Origin of the sequence: Maribacter sp. IgM3_T14_3, from assembly GCF_049603095.1 — a bacterium.
Lineage (GTDB): Bacteria > Bacteroidota > Bacteroidia > Flavobacteriales > Flavobacteriaceae > Maribacter.
This window is the reverse complement of the sequence record NZ_CP187138.1, coordinates 3,623,701-3,640,701: the sequence shown is the minus strand read 5'-3', so window position 1 is coordinate 3,640,701 and position 17,001 is coordinate 3,623,701. Positions and strand designations below refer to the sequence as shown.

Annotated in this window: 15 protein-coding genes and 1 tRNA gene; 4 read left to right on the top strand and 12 right to left on the bottom strand. The window is 34.9% G+C overall.

Annotated elements, in window-relative coordinates:
• Positions 1 to 13: 13 nt before the first annotated feature.
• The 12 genes from ACPF9A_RS16320 to ACPF9A_RS16265 form a co-directional block, all read right to left on the bottom strand.
• Positions 14 to 724, bottom strand: coding sequence for a LytR/AlgR family response regulator transcription factor (locus ACPF9A_RS16320; RefSeq protein ID WP_423998529.1), 711 nt, complete (start codon positions 722 to 724; stop codon positions 14 to 16).
• Positions 725 to 1,045 carry an Hpt domain-containing protein gene (locus ACPF9A_RS16315; protein WP_423998528.1) on the bottom strand — a complete coding sequence of 107 codons (321 nt, stop codon included), beginning with the start codon at positions 1,043 to 1,045 and terminating at the stop codon, positions 725 to 727.
• Complete coding sequence (locus tag ACPF9A_RS16310; RefSeq protein ID WP_423998527.1) at positions 1,042 to 2,100, bottom strand: sensor histidine kinase; 1,059 nt, start codon at positions 2,098 to 2,100, stop codon at positions 1,042 to 1,044. The genes ACPF9A_RS16315 and ACPF9A_RS16310 overlap by 4 nt, the downstream gene beginning before the upstream one ends.
• On the bottom strand, positions 2,100 to 3,230 hold the full coding sequence (locus ACPF9A_RS16305) for an FIST signal transduction protein (RefSeq protein WP_423998526.1): 1,131 nt from the start codon (positions 3,228 to 3,230) through the stop codon (positions 2,100 to 2,102). The genes ACPF9A_RS16310 and ACPF9A_RS16305 overlap by 1 nt, the downstream gene beginning before the upstream one ends.
• An 11-nt stretch (positions 3,231 to 3,241) precedes the next feature.
• Positions 3,242 to 5,605, bottom strand: coding sequence for a PAS domain S-box protein (locus ACPF9A_RS16300; protein ID WP_423998525.1), 2,364 nt, complete (start codon positions 5,603 to 5,605; stop codon positions 3,242 to 3,244).
• Positions 5,598 to 6,140, bottom strand: a complete 543-nt coding sequence (locus ACPF9A_RS16295; protein ID WP_423998524.1) for a heme NO-binding domain-containing protein — start codon at positions 6,138 to 6,140, stop codon at positions 5,598 to 5,600. The genes ACPF9A_RS16300 and ACPF9A_RS16295 overlap by 8 nt, the downstream gene beginning before the upstream one ends.
• Before the next feature lie 78 nt (positions 6,141 to 6,218).
• Positions 6,219 to 6,620 (bottom strand): response regulator, encoded by a 402-nt coding sequence (locus ACPF9A_RS16290; RefSeq protein WP_423998523.1) that lies wholly within the window; start codon positions 6,618 to 6,620, stop codon positions 6,219 to 6,221.
• A gap of 123 nt (positions 6,621 to 6,743) precedes the next feature.
• Positions 6,744 to 7,991 carry an NAD(P)/FAD-dependent oxidoreductase gene (locus tag ACPF9A_RS16285; RefSeq protein WP_423998522.1) on the bottom strand — a complete coding sequence of 416 codons (1,248 nt, stop codon included), beginning with the start codon at positions 7,989 to 7,991 and terminating at the stop codon, positions 6,744 to 6,746.
• A 16-nt stretch (positions 7,992 to 8,007) separates the two neighbouring features.
• Entirely contained in the window at positions 8,008 to 9,015 is a 1,008-nt protein-coding gene (locus tag ACPF9A_RS16280; RefSeq protein ID WP_423998521.1) for a 4-hydroxyproline epimerase, read from the bottom strand.
• Positions 9,016 to 9,021: 6 nt separating this feature from the next.
• Entirely contained in the window at positions 9,022 to 10,752 is a 1,731-nt protein-coding gene (locus ACPF9A_RS16275; RefSeq protein ID WP_423998520.1) for a DUF885 domain-containing protein, read from the bottom strand.
• A gap of 4 nt (positions 10,753 to 10,756) precedes the next feature.
• Positions 10,757 to 12,334: an aldehyde dehydrogenase (NADP(+)) gene (locus ACPF9A_RS16270; protein WP_423998519.1), complete on the bottom strand. Its 1,578-nt coding sequence runs from the start codon at positions 12,332 to 12,334 to the stop codon at positions 10,757 to 10,759.
• A 118-nt stretch (positions 12,335 to 12,452) separates the two neighbouring features.
• A complete protein-coding gene (locus tag ACPF9A_RS16265) occupies positions 12,453 to 13,370 on the bottom strand; it encodes a dihydrodipicolinate synthase family protein (RefSeq protein ID WP_423998518.1) in 918 nt (305 codons plus the stop codon).
• A gap of 134 nt (positions 13,371 to 13,504) precedes the next feature.
• Here ACPF9A_RS16265 and ACPF9A_RS16260 point away from each other — a divergent pair, with 134 nt between their 5' ends.
• From ACPF9A_RS16260 to ACPF9A_RS16245, 4 genes are all read left to right on the top strand, one after another.
• Positions 13,505 to 14,350, top strand: a complete 846-nt coding sequence (locus ACPF9A_RS16260; RefSeq protein ID WP_423998517.1) for an AraC family transcriptional regulator — start codon at positions 13,505 to 13,507, stop codon at positions 14,348 to 14,350.
• A gap of 83 nt (positions 14,351 to 14,433) precedes the next feature.
• Positions 14,434 to 14,517 (top strand) — tRNA-Leu (locus ACPF9A_RS16255).
• Between the two features lie 111 nt (positions 14,518 to 14,628).
• Entirely contained in the window at positions 14,629 to 15,528 is a 900-nt protein-coding gene (locus ACPF9A_RS16250; protein WP_423998516.1) for a MerR family transcriptional regulator, read from the top strand.
• 14 nt (positions 15,529 to 15,542) lie between these two features.
• Positions 15,543 to 17,000: a phytoene desaturase family protein gene (locus ACPF9A_RS16245; RefSeq protein ID WP_423998515.1), complete on the top strand. Its 1,458-nt coding sequence runs from the start codon at positions 15,543 to 15,545 to the stop codon at positions 16,998 to 17,000.
• The last annotated feature ends 1 nt before the right edge of the window (position 17,001 follow it).

Below are 17,001 nucleotides of genomic sequence, written 5' to 3'. Positions count from 1 at the left end.
TAGTTTAAAAAACTTAAAGCAAATTTAATCGCCTCATTAACTCTGGGCGGTTAGAGCGGCTAATAGGCACCACATTTTTAGCAATAAGTACACTATTATCTTCAATATCAATAATTTTGGTAAAGTTGATAATATACGATCGGTGTATTTGAATAAATAACTTTTCAGGTAATTTATCTTTTATTTTTTTCAAGGTAGTATGTACCCTATGTTCTTCTTTCTCTGTTTTAATATCAATGTAATCGCCTTTGGCTTCAATAACCAAAATTTCATTGAGTTTCAACTTAATCAACCTTCTGTCAATATTAATATACAAATCTTCACCTTCAGATGAATTTTGTTGTGTTGCTGCCTGCGTTTGTGGCTTTTTAGCAGAAGTATTCTTAATTTTTTCTATACTTTTTTCAAAGCGCTCTAACGTGATCGGTTTTACTAAGTAGTCAACGATACATTCATATTCATAAGCAGCTAAGGCAAAATCGGTATCTGAAGTAGTCATAACCACTTTTGGCGGATTTTTAAGTGTTTGTATAAAATCGACACCACTAAAACCTGGCATATGAATATCTAGAAAAATAACATCAATATTTTGTTGATTTAAAAATTTGATTGCAGAAATGGCATTGTCAAATTCTTCAATAACATCGAGCTCAGGTATTTTTGAACATAGTTGTCTTACAACTAGTCTAGCCGTGGCTTCATCATCGATTATAATACAGTTCATTTATATTGTTTTAATGTATTTTTCAATAGTATCTAATACTTCAATGAATTTAGATTGACTATCGTGCTTGCCTTCCAATAATTCCATTTCATAAGCTACTGCTAGCTTATAAGAATTTTCCATTCCTAAAATATTGAACTTATGCTTTAGCTTATGAACGATTTCGGCAGTTTCTTTTACTCTCGTATTTTTAACATGACCAAAATACTCTTCTTTTTCTAAAGGAAACTCGTTTTTAATAATATCAAGAAACTGATTTCTAAAAGAAATATCGTCACCAGCAAGCTCGTCTACATAATTAAGGTTAGGTTGTTCTATCATGAATTCTTTTTTAATGTGATATAAAACGTAGTACCAACGTTTTCTTCTGATTCTAACCGAACATCGCCTTCATAAAGTACCGCAATTTTCTTAACAATTGCAAGTCCGATGCCAGTGGCATTATTAGCTGTCTCTAGCTTTTTAAACATTTCAAAAATTCCTTTTTGATGTTTTTCTGGTATTCCCTTGCCATTATCTGAAACACTAAATTTCCAGAAAGTATCATCTGGTTCGTAACCAACTTTTATAACTCCATTTTCTAAATGCTCGGTCGCCGTTATAGCGTTGGTAAATAAATTCATGAACAATTGCTCTAATCGTGCTCTTTCAAAGAACATTTCTGGCAATTCTTTATCATACTCAAAAGTTATGTTTTCAGGTACGTAAATTGTTTTTTCTATATCTCTAAGGCTATCTTCTAATCTAAAAGTTACTTTGTGCTCTTCTGTTTCACCCATTGTGGCGTGTTTTAGTATACCACTAATAAGCTTATCCATCTTGGCAAGATTTTCAGATACCAATGAACAATTTACTTTACTACCATCAGAAAACTTATCTTTTTCATCTTCCATAATCCAGCTCATTAACGCATTGATATTTCTTATGGGCGATTTTAAATCATGCGATACCATTTGCGCATAATTATTTAAAGATTCATTCTGATTTTCTAAACTAATTAGAAGTTTATCTTTTTCGGTTGACATCGCAGAAACCTGAGATGCCAAATTACTTATGTAAGTTGCGAGTTGTTCTGTATTAAACTCGTCTTGAATCTTAATATCTTTTTCATCATTCAAATTCTCTCTTAAACTACGTATAGCGTTTTCTAAAGAAACAAGGATATTCTTTTGTTGTGATGCCTCTTTCTGTAAGCTTTTATTGGCTTCAAATAGTTCATCTGAACTTATCGTTGAAGCTCTATGGAGCATAGAAAATTTATCATCAAAATTCTCATAAGATTTTTCGACGGCTTCTAAAAAACTTTCCATTTCTGGATGCGCCTTTAGATCTTCAGGTAAATATTTTCGGATTTGTCTTTTTAACAGGGAGTGCATTATTCGCTAAATAAGGTTAAAGTCATGGTCTGATTGTGCAATTTACAACTATCTTGACCACTGAAAGGTGCCATTTCACCGTAAGAATAAAATCCGCTTATTACCGTATCGTCTCCTATAACAGCTTTAACTTCTTCAATTTCTTCTTCGGTACGTTGATCCATGACCAACTTTCTACCAATACAACTAATCAATAAGGCAAGCTCTGGAGATTTTTTTCTACCACCCATAGCGAGCTCTGCTGCATGAAAAGCTCCATTTGCTATATCATCTACAGAAGACATCATTAATTGAACCCTTGCTCCTTCTGGAATGTCACCTGCAAGTGTCATAGTATTCTCCTTTTCATCTATACTAAGAATCGTTCTCACCAAAGGTTCAGCATCTTCGCTCACCTTAACGCTCAACGGGTATAGCAATGCAGACTTTGGCAACTCATCTGCTTTTTCACCTAAATAGGTTTTGTAAAGATCTAATGCAGGTTTACCATCTAGCTCATAAAGTACGTTACCCGCAGATTTTGTAATAATACGTTCTGGACCAAAAGTAGTCCAACCGCCATAATTAGAACTTGTGATTTCTAAGGTATCACCATAAAAACCTATAGCTATTATTTCCCCTTCTTTGGGGTTTTCATTGTAAGATGCCAATGTTCTTTCAAAACGATCATCATCTCCACATAATCCGCCAGAGAGTCCGAAATGTGTATTACCTAAATGTTCGAGTCCTTCAATAAGAGCACTTCCATTAACGGTACTACCTTCCGATATTACAAATAAATGTTTCAAATTCTCTTTTGGGAATTCTGCTATTAAATTTTGTCCTAATGTTTTATCATCATTTTGAAAATCTGCAACATTACTTCTTTTTACCAGTATTGAACTTTTTTCGAATTCAATAGCTGTTAAAACAACGCATCCGTCTAAGACAGTATCATCTATAATTTCACCAGAGGTTGTACCAAATACAATATGCCCTTTCGGAAACAACTCTTTTACTTCATCATATATATGTTCACTTTCTAACATATATCTATTACCAAAGACCAACACCAAAGGTTCATTTAGTTTTATTGAATCGTTAAGTACAAAAGATTTATTAGATTCCTTTATTCCTTGAACTATTTTCATTTTATGAATCTTTAGTTATGGTTTTTCTTTATTGTAAAATGAAATTGGGTGCCTTCGCCAACTACACTATCTACCCAAACGCTACCTTGGTAACGATCTACAATTTTCTTTACGATGGAGAGCCCTATACCGGTTGATCTTTCATCATTACCTATAGATTGAAATATATCGAAAATCTTTTTATGATATTCTTCTGGTATACCAACACCATTATCACTAATAGTAAATTGCCAGAATTCGCCTTCATCTTTAAAGAGTACTTCTACAAGCCCAATCTCTCTTTCAATATGCACCACCGCGTTACCGATTATATTTTGAAAAACCTGGTGCATTTTAATTCTATCTGCCATTATCGTCGGTAATGACTTGGGTACTACTAATTGAACATGATCAGGTATATATATTGTTTCGCCTATGTCGGTTATAACCGTATTTAGGTCGACTTTAGAATCATCTAAGGCAGAACTATTGGCTGTAGAGTATTCAAGTATACCATGGATCAATTTATCCATAGAAGCAACTTTCTCTTGCATAAGCTCAAGATTCTGTCGACCACCTTCATCTAAAACATCTTTATAATCATCACTCAGCCAAGTTGCCAATGCACTTATACTTCTCAGTGGCGATTTAAGATCATGAGAAACAATATGGGCGTACTCTTGCAAACCCTGATTACTATTTTCTAATTGGCTCAGCAACTTTTCTTTCTGAATTTCTAATTGTTTTTGATCTGTAATATCTAGATGAATACCAATAGAGCCTATAACAGCACCGGTATCATCATACCTAGGTGCTCCACTAATAAGCCAGTGTTTTATATTCTGATTTTTACCGATTACTTCGACTTCGTAAGATTCAGATTTACCTTCTAGTCTATTCTGATTTTTCTTTTCAATTATATTCGAGTCTTTAAGTTGTATAACGTTACAAGCTTTTTTACCAATAAGTTCTTCTTTTTCAAAGCCACTCATATTACAAAAGCTTTGGTTAACCATTTGTATGTAATCTTCATTGTCGACCTCAACCAAACCTAAATTCATATTAGCGATAATGCTACTATATTTTTCTCGCTGTGTCTCTAAATTTTTTCTGTAATTTTTACTTATAGTTATATCTTGATAAGCCCATAAGTGCCCTTTATAATCACCTTCATGTTTAATAGGAATAAAATCTCTCGATAAAATTCTACCGTCAATCATCTCTAACTCATCGGCTAGAACAGGCTCTTTTTTAGCAAGAATCTCTTCTATTCTACTAACGAATGCCTTAGGTTTTTTGAAAAATTTCTTGTTTTCTTGTTCAGATTCTGCGCAGTCTAAACCTATAAGGTTTTCTGGACTATCTTTAATACCGAATATATTACAGAACATTTGATTGGTCAGTGCAATTTTACCATCTTCATCTTCTAATAACACCCCTGTCTGTAAGTTCGAAATCAATGCAGATAATCTATTTTCAGAAGCTTTTAATTTTCTATCGGCTTCCAATTGGCTAGAGATATCTTCTATAATGGCAACCTGATAATCTTTTTTTCTATGTTCGTCGTGTATAGCGGTCATCATGGTTTTTGCCATAATGGTAGAACCGTCGTTTTTCTTAAATTTCCAGATTTCAGTAAATTTTTTTAATTTACCGGCACACATTTTATCTAATGAAAGATTATCTTCTAATTCATTTTCTGGTACAGAAATAGATTTAAACGAAACATTTTTAAGCGCTAACTCCTTATGCCCAAGCATATTTGCAAAAGTACTATTGGTTTTAACAATTTTTCCATCAACAGATAACACAATACCTAATGGAGAGTTCTCAACGATAATATCTAATTGCGCTTTTTGTTCTGCAACGAGTCTTTTTACTTCTGTTTCTTGTGAAATATCTCTTATAATACCTTGTGCGGCAATAGGTCTTCTATGTTTATCATAAACAAGACTAGCATTTATCTGAATCCATTTTTCAATACCTCCTTGAAGAATTATCTTTGCACGATAGTTTTTTAGGCTACCAACTTCCATCATTGAACTCATGGACTCTTGGGTGTAGGCTAAAAAATCTGGATGTACAAATTCAGAAAGGTTTACCAATTTATCTAAATGGTCAAAACCTAAAAAATCTTTGGCAGACCTGTTCATGTTTATAACATTGAACTGAAGATCCATTACTACGTAAGGATCTATTATATTTATAAAAATACCATCGAGTTCTGAGGTTTTTTCACTCAGTAAATTTTCAAGTTTATTATTGGTTTCCCTTAAATGACTGGTAACATCGTAAAGTTCTTTAGATTTTTGTTCTAAGATGCTCTCAGCTTGTTGACGCGCTTTTTTCTGTCTTTCGAGCGCTTTCTTTAAGAGAAGTACTTCTTTATTATCCATGTTGTACTACATCAAATTTTACTTCAGTACCGTCTTCTTTAAGAAGTTCATAGGTAATATCGGCTTTGCCATTAAAGTGTTCGAATGCTTTTTCTATTAAACCGTGTGCCAATCTATATAGCCCCCTAGAAGAAGAATATATCATGGATATGGAAGTATCGGTCTTTTCAAGAATTTTAAAGGTAGGAAGTTCAGCTTCTGGATAAAGCTTTTTTACATGAACGTGAATATGATCTTCTATAGAATATAATAACCCTATTGGCGATTTGTAGCTTTGTATAACTTCTGGGTGCGCATTCTTTAAACTTGAGAACAAGTAGAGTCCGAATGCATAAATTAAATCTCCAGCCGGTAGATTTACCTCTTTGCTAAGCTGGGTAATCAGTGCTACCATTTCATTGAATTCGTAGGTAGCTACAGAGGTATAAATACCATCTGATGGTAAATTTGATTTCTCAATAATATTATCAACAGTCTCTAAACCGAATTCAGATTCGACCATTTCTAAAAACTCGGTAAATATAATTCCTTTCATTTGATTTTTTTAAATACACTCAAACGTAGGAAAATTAATACGTAAATAGAAAAAAATGTTGTGAAATGAGCTTTTTTGTTAGCCTCTTACTAGTTGATTAACATTCCAGTACTCTAAAACAGCGTTTAATTTATACTCGTAATCTTCATATTTTAATGGCTTAATTACATAACCTGCAATGCCAGCTTGGTAACATTTCAACAAATCTGCTCTATTTTCTGAGGTTGTTAAAATAACTGTAGGTAAATATTGAAGTAATTCATCTGCCTTTAAAATAGCTAGAAATTCAATACCGTTCATTCTAGGCATATTCAAATCTAAAAGAATAATATCTGGTAATTTTTCGCCAGACCTTAAAAAAACCAAAGCTTCTTCACCATTTTTAGCTTCTATAATCGAATGCTTTAAGTTAAGTTTAGAAACGGTACGTTTCAACTTCATAACTTCTATTAAATCGTCTTCGATAAGTAATATGTCCATAACATAAATATTTGAGATTCAAAAGTCTGACAATCTTATCGTATAAATTATCTGCTATGGGTGAATGGCAGTTTACTGTCGGTGAATGGTAATTCTCTACCGACGAGTATTTTTCAACATTCTTTAAAATCTTCGATCAGGGCTAAATGCTGCGATGTTCATAGCCGTCTTAGTACCACACAATAACTCTGCAACTAGTTTACCTGTAGCGGGCCCTAAACTCCACCCCATCATAGCATGCCCAGTGGCAATGGTTAGGTTTTTAATTCTAGTAGATTTACCGATGTATGGTAACCCATCTGGCGATACTGGTCGTAACCCTGTTTTCACATTTTTTATTTCGGTGTAGTTCATTTCAAGATCCGGATAAAAAGCATGTGCACCTTTCGCGATAGCCATTACTCTTTCTTTTCTAATGATATCATTTAAACCAGAAAACTCCATCGTACCGGCAAATCTTGTAAATCCGTTCATGGGTGTAACCGCCATGCTAGATTCCATCAATATGGCGGGCATAGAAATACCTGTTTCACGTTTCACATCTATTCGATACCCTTTGCCACCTTGCAGAGGTAACTTTAATTGTAATTTTTTAGCCAATTCGCCGCTCCATGATCCGGCAGCTAAAACAACCTCATCTGGCTGGTAAAAATCTTTATCAGTTACTATTTCTTTTATATGGTCTCCAGAAATCTTAACATCTAGTACCTCTTCATTTGTTTTAAAAACTACACCTTTACTCTTTAAATATGCTACTAACTTCGGCATGATCTCTGTTGGGGTCGTATGCCCATCACATTCATAATGTATAGCACCTTCTGCATCGATATTCACATTAGGCTCTAATTTATGTAGTTCTGCTTTGTTTAACTCAGATACCTCTAGCCCTTCAAAAGCTACCTTTTCGGCAACATGTTTTTCATGCAAGTAACTAGCTTCAGTTTTATACAACATCAATAAACCTTTTCGCTCCAATTGAAAATCGCCTAAATCGCCCGAGTTTTTAATATCGGCAAATAATTCTCTACTAATAAGGTTTATATCTTTAATTAAAGGAATCGCCTTTTCAACTTTTGCCTTTGTTGAAGACTTGTTAAAATACCAAGACCATTTCAAAAAATCGACATCTAGTCTTGGTTTCATGTAAAACGGACTAGCAGAATTAAACATCATTTTTATCCCTTTAGCAATCATACCTGGCGATGCTAACGGAATTATATGACTTGGGGTTATATACCCTGCATTTACAAAAGATGCACCAGATGTGATATCACTTTTATCTATTACGGTAACCTCAAAACCTTCTTTAGTTAAAAAATAGGCGGTGCTTAAACCAACAATACCTCCGCCAATGATAAGGACGTTTTTCATTTTTTAGTACTAGAAATTAAATTACTTGAAATCCATAAGCATACGGATCATCGTCGTCTATAGTAATGGTGTTTTGACCATATATTTTTGCCCAACCGGTAATACTCGGTATTATCGCTGGTGTATCAAACAAGGTAGTCTCTTCTTCAACACGACCTATGAATTGAGATCCTATATAGCTCTCGTGAATAAAATCTTCACCTACACGTAATTTGCCTTTTGCATGCCATTGCGCCATTCGTGCAGAAGTACCTGTACCGCACGGCGAACGGTCAATAGCCTTATCGCCATAAAACACGGCATTTCTTGCGGTGGCAGAATCAGAAATAGTATTGCCTGTCCATAACATATGACTCACATTTCTAATAGTTGAATCTTCTGGATGGATAAATAAATCGGGATATTTCAGATTGATTTTCTCTCGTAGTTCTTGACTGAATTGAATTAATTGACTTGCGGAGTAATCTTGAATGCCGCTAAAATTCTTTTGTGCATCCACAATAGCATAAAAATTTCCTCCGTAGGATACATCAAAAACAACCTCACCTAAATAAGATGATTCTATAGTTAAATCTGTCGCAGCCAAATACGACTTTACATTGGTCAATTTTACCCAGTCTACTTTGCTATTCGTTTGTTGATACGATATATGTACTAAGCCAGCGGGAGTTTCCATTCGAACTTTCCCGGGTGTTTTAGGTATAATCAATCCTTCTTCAATACCAATGGTAATAGCACCAATGGTACCATGACCACACATGGGTAAGCATCCGCTAGTTTCAATAAACAATATTCCGAAATCATTATTGGGGTCGCTGGGTGCATAAAAAATGCTACCGCTCATCATATCATGACCACGGGGTTCGAACATGAGTCCTTTACGGATCCAGTCATATTCCTTTAAAAAATGCTGGCGTTTGTCGCTCATGGTCGCTCCGACCAAATCAGGACCACCATTTTTTATAACCCGAACAGGATTACCACAAGTATGCGCATCGATACAAACAAAAGTGCTACTAGACATAATGCTTTATTTAGTTTTGTTGATATATGCGTTGACCCTACGTTCTAAAATAGGTAAGGTAACTGTACCTTGCTCCAGAATAACTTCATGAAAATCACGAATATTAAATTTACTACCCAATTCCTTTTCTGCTTTTTTTCGAAGCTCTCGTATTTTTAATTCTCCCATCTTATATGAAAGTGCCTGACCAGGCCATGCTATGTAACGATCGGTTTCTGTATTTATCTCATGTTCAGACAAGGCTGTATTATTCAACATAAAATCTACAACCTCGCTCCTGCTCCACCCTTTTACATGAATACCGGTATCAACTACCAATCTACAAGCACGCCACATTTCGTAAGTCAATTTACCGAACTCTTCATAAGGTGTGGTGTAGATACCAAGCTCGTTACCTAAAAACTCGGTGTACAAAGCCCAGCCTTCACCATACGCAGATAAATACATATTTCTTCGAAATTTGGGAATACTATCGCCAAATTCTTTATTTAAACTACCCTGTAAATGATGACCAGGTACAGCTTCATGGGCAGTTAACGAGGGTAAAGTATACAAAGTTCTACTCTCTAATTTATAGGTGTTTACCAAATAAAAACCTGGCTGATCTTCTGAAGATGGTGGTGAATAACGACCAGCAGTGTACTTTGGTGCAATGGCATCTGGTACTTTTTTTACCCCGTATGGTCTACGTGGTAATGTTTTAAAATACTTAGGTAATTCTGCATCAATCCGTTTGGCAATATCTCGTGCATGCATTAGTAGTTCATCTCCAGTCGATGCATAAAATTGTGCATCTGCCCGTAGAAAATTTAGAAAATCAGAAAAACTGCCTTCAAAATTGACCTGCTTAATTATCGCCTCCATCTCAGCCTTGATTCGTGCCACTTCAGATAAACCGATAGCATGAATATCATTTGCTGTATATTCAGTAGTCGTGGTATAATAATTAATTCTATTCTGATAAAATGCAATGCCATTTGGTGTTTCTGAAACCCCAGTAGTTGTTCTGGTATTGGGTATATAATCGGTTTCAAAAAAAGTTTTGATCTTTTTAAAAGCAGGCACCACTTTTTCTATAATAAGAACCTGAGCCGCATTGGTTACAGAATCTTGCTGCTTTTGGTTCATTGCTGCAGGTAAATCAGTAATCGGGGAATAAAAACTGCTTTGGCTATAATCGCTTACAATATGCGTATCATAAGTAGATTCATAACCGTTAAAAATTATTTTAGGCTGAGATAGCCCTTGTTTTAGACCTTCTTTTAACAAAACCAAATGCTCATCGACATATTGTGGTATGGCGCTAAGCATATTCAAATAATCTTTTGCTCCTTGATAAGTAAGAATTGGTTTAATACGATAGTTTAGATTTAAATGAAAGCCTTGATCTGCCTGAATAGGATTTAGATACATTTTATAAGTAAACTCATCTATACTATTCTGAAGCTGAAATCGCAACAGCTCTTTAGATATAAGTTCAGTTTCTGAAAGATCGGTTTCACTCAACTTTTTTAGAGACCCAAGTTGTTTTTCTGCAAACTCGGCATTCTTGCGCTCCAGCGATTCTTGGTACACACCCAACGGAAAGTCAGCGCTGTCATATGCACTATAATCTTCAACTTCTTTAATTAGTAAGGTTAATGCTTCTGAAGAACTTTGGGCTTGACCGTAGACTAAAACGCATACTAACGAAATAAACGCCAAAACATATTTTAATCTACAGTCCAACCTTTTCATAATTCTAATTTTTAGTATAGACGCCTTCAACATGACGTGTAATTTTAAGCGGATTCTCATTTTGCAATGCCAATGGTAATAATCTATTTGGCCAGTCTTGAAAAGAAACCGGGCGCACCCATCTCTTTATTGCCGATGTACCAACAGATGTAAAACGCGCATCTGTAGAAGCAGGGAATGGACCACCATGAACCATAGAAGAATTCACTTCTACACCCGTTGGCACACCATTGAACAAAATTCTACCTACTCTACTTTGCAAAGCATCTATGATACCCGCATGTGCAGCCAAATCTTCTTCAGAACCTAAAACAGTACCTGTCAACTGACCTTCTAAATGATTTAAAATGTTTTCCATTTCGTCAGGATTTTCACATTCTACCACAACTGAGAAAGGACCAAAAACCTCTTTATGCAAATTTGTATTTGCTAAAAAATCGGCACCGCTAACTTTTAAAATAGAAGGTTGTGCTGTATTCGGATTTGTAGCTTTTTTATAATCTGCTGTTACGGTAATTCCTTTTTGGGCAGATAGCTCTTTTTTGCCTTCGTTGTATTTTGCATATATATTCGGATGCAGCATACATGTTGGCTCTAATTTTAGAATTTCTTCGGATAAGGTGTTGATGAAACTATCTAAATTTGTTCCCTTCAGCCCTAATACTAACCCCGGATTGGTACAAAATTGCCCTGCACCCATGGTTATTGAAGAAGCATATTTAGTAGCCCATGCATCACCATCATTCTCTAGTGCAGATGGAAGTAATACTACAGGGTTGATGCTCCCCATTTCTGCAAATACAGGTATCGGCTCATCTCTTTCGTTCGCTAATTTATAAAGTGCCGTACCGCCATTTATACTACCTGTAAACCCAACAGCTTTTACTTTTGGATGTTTTACCAACTGCTGACCTACTTCTATACCGCTACTATTTAAGTTTGAAAATACCCCATTTGGCATTCCTGTTTTTTCTGCTGCTTTTATAATTGCCGATGAAACTAGTTCACCTGTAGCTGCATGCATAGGGTGACTTTTAACGATTACTGGGCAACCCGCTGCCAGTGCACTAGCAGTATCACCACCTGCAGTAGAAAATGCCAACGGAAAATTACTAGCACCAAATACCACTACCGGACCTAACGGAAATAACATTTTACGAATATCTGACTTAGGCATTGGTTCTCGATTCGGCTGGGCTTTTTCAATTACCGCTTCTACCCAAGAACCCTCTTTCAATAAATTAGCAAAAGCACGTAATTGCCCCATAGTACGACCACGTTCACCTCTTGCTCTACCATCTGGTAAACCCGATTCTTTACAATAGGTTTCAATAAGTTCATCGCCAAGATCTTCAATTTCCTCAGCGATAGCTTCTAGAAACTCCGCTTTTTTAGCACCTGAAAAATCTTTATAAACTTTAAAAGCATCAGTGGCCAAGGCTACCGCCTCATCAATTTCAGAAGAAGATGCTTCATAAAAAGTCCATTCTGTTTCTTTATTTTCTTTTGGATTAAAGGTCTTAAAAGTATTAGTTCCTTGCTTAGAAGATTTGCTTCCTATTGCATTTGTACCGCTTATCATTTTTTATTTTTCTGATGTTACTCAAAAGTAAAGAAAGAAGCCGAAACAAATTTCGATTCTTTCTTTACATTTCTAAATATGCCCAATAACATTATTGAGACATAAAACAATGCTTCAATTAGTTAATATCTTTATAATTTGGCAATGTTGGTCTGGTTGCCATACCTTGTTTTATAACCGCTGCTACTCTCTCGCGCTCAGCACCGATTAACGGTAACCTTGGTGCACGAACGTTCTCGGTGCCTATACCTGTAGCAACTTCTGCCATTTTAATATTTTGTACCAATTGCGGACTTATATCTAATTCTAATAATGGTAAGAACCATCTGTAAATTTCTAATGCTTCTTTAATTCTACCAGCTCTTGCCAACTCAAAAACAGCACAGGTTTCTGCAGGAAAAGCGCAAACCAAACCAGCGACCCAACCATCGGCACCCATTAATGTGCTTTCTAAACCTAAAGTATCAACTCCGGTCAACACATTCAATCGATCTCCAAATCTTGTTTTAATACGGGTAATATTAGAAATATCTCTGGTCGATTCTTTTACCGCCTGAATATTATCGCAAACCATAAGCTCTTCGAACATATCTAGAGTAACCAAAATACCGTAATCGACCGGGTTATTATAAATCATGATAGGCAAATCGCTACTATTTGCCGTTTCTTTAAAATAGGTTACCGTTTCATGGTCATTCGCTTTATAGCGCATTGGTGGTAGCATCATTAAGCCTGTTGCACCACATTCTTCGGCAACTTCGGCAGCATGAATAGCACCCTTTGTTGTTTGTTCGGCAATATTAATAATGACCGGCACCTGACCTTTTACCAACTTTACGGTTTCTTTCATCAGAACCTTTTTCTCGTCATAGGTTAGCGTACTTGCCTCCCCTAAAGTTCCGCCAAGTATAATTCCGCTTACCCCAGCATCTAATTGAGCTTTGATATTGACCGAGAACATATCTAAATCAAGTTCATCTTTATCGGTAAATTTTGTTGTTACTGCTGGCATAACGCCTGTCCATGAAATACTCATTATATATTGTTTTTGATGATATTCAAATCTACGGGTAGTTATAGAATTCAATTGTTTTCATATTATCCACACATGGTACTATTTTACCATCTTAATCATACTATTACAATATATTATGCTAAATTAGATGCATTATGAAGGTCTTCCCGTTTAAAATACCAAAACCAATAGATGAGCATTTAATAGTTCAAATCGATAAAGAACCAATATTTTATAATCGTTTACATCAACATGAAGAAATTCAAATAAGTTATATTATAAATGGTAACGGTAAATTGTTGGTCGGTGATAGTGTACAGCAATTTTCAGCCGGCGATATTTATGTAATCGGCAGTAATCTACCCCATGTTTTTAAAAGTATAGCAGGTGATGAAGATGCCCATATGCTTACAGTTTTCTTTACAGACAGTACCTTTGGCGAAGACTTCTTCAACCTACCTTATTTTAAAGATTTACAAAATTTCTTTATAAATGCCGCTTCTGGTTTTAAAGTTAAGTCGAACAAAAATCAGCTAACTCATCAACTTCTAGCGCTACAATCTCAACATAAACTAAAACGCTTTACATCATTTTTAGAGCTATTAGAACAATTGAGCAAGGCAGCTACAGAGCCTTTAAGCAGATTTATATATGCTAAAACTTTAAGTTCTAATGAAGGGGAACGCTTGCAGGAAATATTTGATTTTGTTTTCAAGAATTTTCAATATCCTATAGTATTAGATGACATTTCTAAAATGGCCTATATGACCCCAAATGCCTTTTGTCGTTTTTTTAAACAACGCACGAATAAAACATTCTTTCAATTTTTAATAGAGCTTCGTGTAGAACATGCGTGCCAATTATTAAATTCTAAAAAAGAACTGAATATTAATATGATCTCTGACCTATCTGGCTTCAACTCCATTTCTAATTTTAATAAGAAATTTAAAAAGATAAAAGGCTTAACGCCAACCCAGTATCAAAAATCGTTAGTCTTATAGAAAATTCTCTTATTAATTTTTATCAATATATCTAGAATTGAATGAGAGGTTTCTATATTTGCGCTCCAATATACTACAAGTATGCCCACGTGGTGAAATTGGTAGACATGCTACCTTGAGGGGGTAGTGTTCGTAAGGACGTGCTGGTTCGAATCCAGTCGTGGGCACAAAAAGGTTAGATTCAAGTCTAACCTTTTTTTATTTTGATAATTTTAACTATCAAGTACCCTAATACATTTTAATAAATTGTAGATTTGTTTAATCCTTTTTCAGAAAACATGAACAATGTAAAAAAGCAATTTAGTATTAGAGACCTTGAAAACCTCTCTGGCATAAAAGCACATACTATCAGAATTTGGGAAAAAAGATACAATCTTTTATCTCCTGAACGTACCGACACAAACATTAGAACCTATAGTCTTTCGAGCCTACAGAAGTTACTTAATGTTACATTGTTGTATAATACCGGACACAAAATATCGAAAATTGCTAAGATATCTGATAAAGATATACCTTACGTAGTACGCGAAATAGTAGCAAAACACAGTCATAAGAGCCAAGCAATCAATGCATTTAAGTTGGCAATGATGAATTTTGATCAAACAATGTTTTTTAATACGTACAATGCGTTGTTGAGTGAAAACTCATTCCGAGAAATATTTAAAGATACTTTTATTCCTCTTTTGAACGAACTAGGTCTTTTATGGCAAACAGACACTATTAGTCCGGCGCACGAACATTTCATGACCAGTTTGATCAAACAGAAGATTCTTCTTAATATCGAAAAGCTTCAACATTTAGAGCCTACCAGAAAAGACAAAGTGTTTGTTGCTTTTTTACCTGAAAATGAAATACACGATATAGGATTATTGTATTTAAATTACGAAATTATTTTAAAAGGTTATAAGTGTATTTATTTAGGACCTACCATACCAATGGAAAATCTAGAGGATGTATTGAAGTATTTCGATGACATCTATTTCGTGTCTTATTTTACAGTATTTCCTGAAAAAGACAAAATTGACAAGTACTTAGAAGATTTCGCTAAGCTAGTTTCAGAATATAATAACCCAAATTTCTGGATTTTAGGAAGACAAACGAATTTTATAGAAGCGGCTACTAAACCTAAATTTTGTAGAACATTCACTTCTATAGATAATTTGGTAAATAATTTATAATCAATTTGATAGAAATGAATAAAAGTTGCATTGTAATTGGTTCTGGTTTTTCATCATTATCAGCGGCATGTTACTTGGCAAAAGCCGGTTGGGATGTGTCTATTTATGAGAAAAATGATACGGTTGGCGGTAGAGCTTCTCAATTCATAAAAGACGGCTTTACCTTCGATATGGGACCAAGTTGGTATTGGATGCCAGATATCTTTGACAAGTTTTTTGCAGATTTTAATAAACAGACATCAGATTATTATCAGTTAGACAAACTTAGTCCTGCATATAAAATTTTCTTTAGTGATGATATTATTACTATAGGTGATAGCATGGATAAAATTTGCCTTGAGTTCGAAAGAATAGAACCAGGTAGCTCAAAAGCTTTAAAAAAGTTTATCGACAAAGCACAAGAAAATTATGATATTGCTATCAACAAAGTAGTATTAAGACCAGGTCTTTCGCCTTTAGAATTGGTAACAAAAGAAACTATTTTAAAAGTTGACCAATTTTTTAAGACGATTAGCTCGCAAGTGCGAAAGTCTTTTAAAAATCCGAAATTGGTATCTACCTTAGAGTTTCCGGTACTGTTTCTAGGTGCTAAACCAAGCAACACACCTTCTTTCTATAATTTTATGAACTTTGCAGATTTTGGCTTAGGTACTTGGCACCCAAAAGGTGGCATGTATGAAGTAATAAAAGCGATGGCGAGTCTTGCAAAAGAGCTTGGTGTAAAAGTACATACGAACTCAGCGATAGAAAAAATTGAAGTTACCAATGGTAAAGCAACGGGAGTAATCTGCAATGGTAAAACGATTATAGCAGATGTTGTTTTAAGTGGAGCCGATTATCAGCATTCAGAAAGCTTATTAGACGAAAAACACCAACAGTATTCTAAAAGCTATTGGGATAAAAAGGTTTTTGCGCCATCGTCACTATTATTTTATATTGGGTTTGATACTAAATTGAATAATGTTGAGCATCACAATCTATTTTTTGATACCGATTTTGAGCTACATGCAAAAGAAATTTACGATACCCCTAAGTGGCCAACGAACCCATTGTTCTACGCTAATTTTCCGTCTATAACAGATGCGAGCATGGCACCAGATGGTTGTGAAACCGGATTTTTTCTAGTACCTATTGCCACCGCTCTAGAAGATACCGAAGCATTAAGAAGTCAATATTTTGACATAATAATGGATCGTTTTGAGAAAAGAACAGGACAAAACATTAGAAATAATTTTATATTCAAGGAAACATTCTGTGTCAATGATTTTGTAGAGAGATACAATTCGTACAAGGGCAATGCATATGGTATGGCAAATACCTTAACACAGACTGCATTTTTAAGACCTAATTTAAGAAGTAAAAAAGTAGTTGATTTATATTTTACAGGACAACTGACTGTTCCTGGTCCCGGTGTACCACCCGCATTGATCTCCGGTAAGTTAGTGTCAGAATTAATTATAAAGGATAATTAGT

Coding starts and splice junctions, on each gene's coding strand:
- ACPF9A_RS16320 (WP_423998529.1), bottom strand. CDS start 724: ATGAACTGTATTATAATCGATGATGAAGCCACGGCTAGACTAGTTGTA.
- ACPF9A_RS16315 (WP_423998528.1), bottom strand. CDS start 1,045: ATGATAGAACAACCTAACCTTAATTATGTAGACGAGCTTGCTGGTGAC.
- ACPF9A_RS16310 (WP_423998527.1), bottom strand. CDS start 2,100: ATGCACTCCCTGTTAAAAAGACAAATCCGAAAATATTTACCTGAAGAT.
- ACPF9A_RS16305 (WP_423998526.1), bottom strand. CDS start 3,230: ATGAAAATAGTTCAAGGAATAAAGGAATCTAATAAATCTTTTGTACTT.
- ACPF9A_RS16300 (WP_423998525.1), bottom strand. CDS start 5,605: ATGGATAATAAAGAAGTACTTCTCTTAAAGAAAGCGCTCGAAAGACAG.
- ACPF9A_RS16295 (WP_423998524.1), bottom strand. CDS start 6,140: ATGAAAGGAATTATATTTACCGAGTTTTTAGAAATGGTCGAATCTGAA.
- ACPF9A_RS16290 (WP_423998523.1), bottom strand. CDS start 6,620: ATGGACATATTACTTATCGAAGACGATTTAATAGAAGTTATGAAGTTG.
- ACPF9A_RS16285 (WP_423998522.1), bottom strand. CDS start 7,991: ATGAAAAACGTCCTTATCATTGGCGGAGGTATTGTTGGTTTAAGCACC.
- ACPF9A_RS16280 (WP_423998521.1), bottom strand. CDS start 9,015: ATGTCTAGTAGCACTTTTGTTTGTATCGATGCGCATACTTGTGGTAAT.
- ACPF9A_RS16275 (WP_423998520.1), bottom strand. CDS start 10,752: ATGAAAAGGTTGGACTGTAGATTAAAATATGTTTTGGCGTTTATTTCG.
- ACPF9A_RS16270 (WP_423998519.1), bottom strand. CDS start 12,334: ATGATAAGCGGTACAAATGCAATAGGAAGCAAATCTTCTAAGCAAGGA.
- ACPF9A_RS16265 (WP_423998518.1), bottom strand. CDS start 13,370: ATGAGTATTTCATGGACAGGCGTTATGCCAGCAGTAACAACAAAATTT.
- ACPF9A_RS16260 (WP_423998517.1), top strand. CDS start 13,505: ATGAAGGTCTTCCCGTTTAAAATACCAAAACCAATAGATGAGCATTTA.
- ACPF9A_RS16250 (WP_423998516.1), top strand. CDS start 14,629: ATGAACAATGTAAAAAAGCAATTTAGTATTAGAGACCTTGAAAACCTC.
- ACPF9A_RS16245 (WP_423998515.1), top strand. CDS start 15,543: ATGAATAAAAGTTGCATTGTAATTGGTTCTGGTTTTTCATCATTATCA.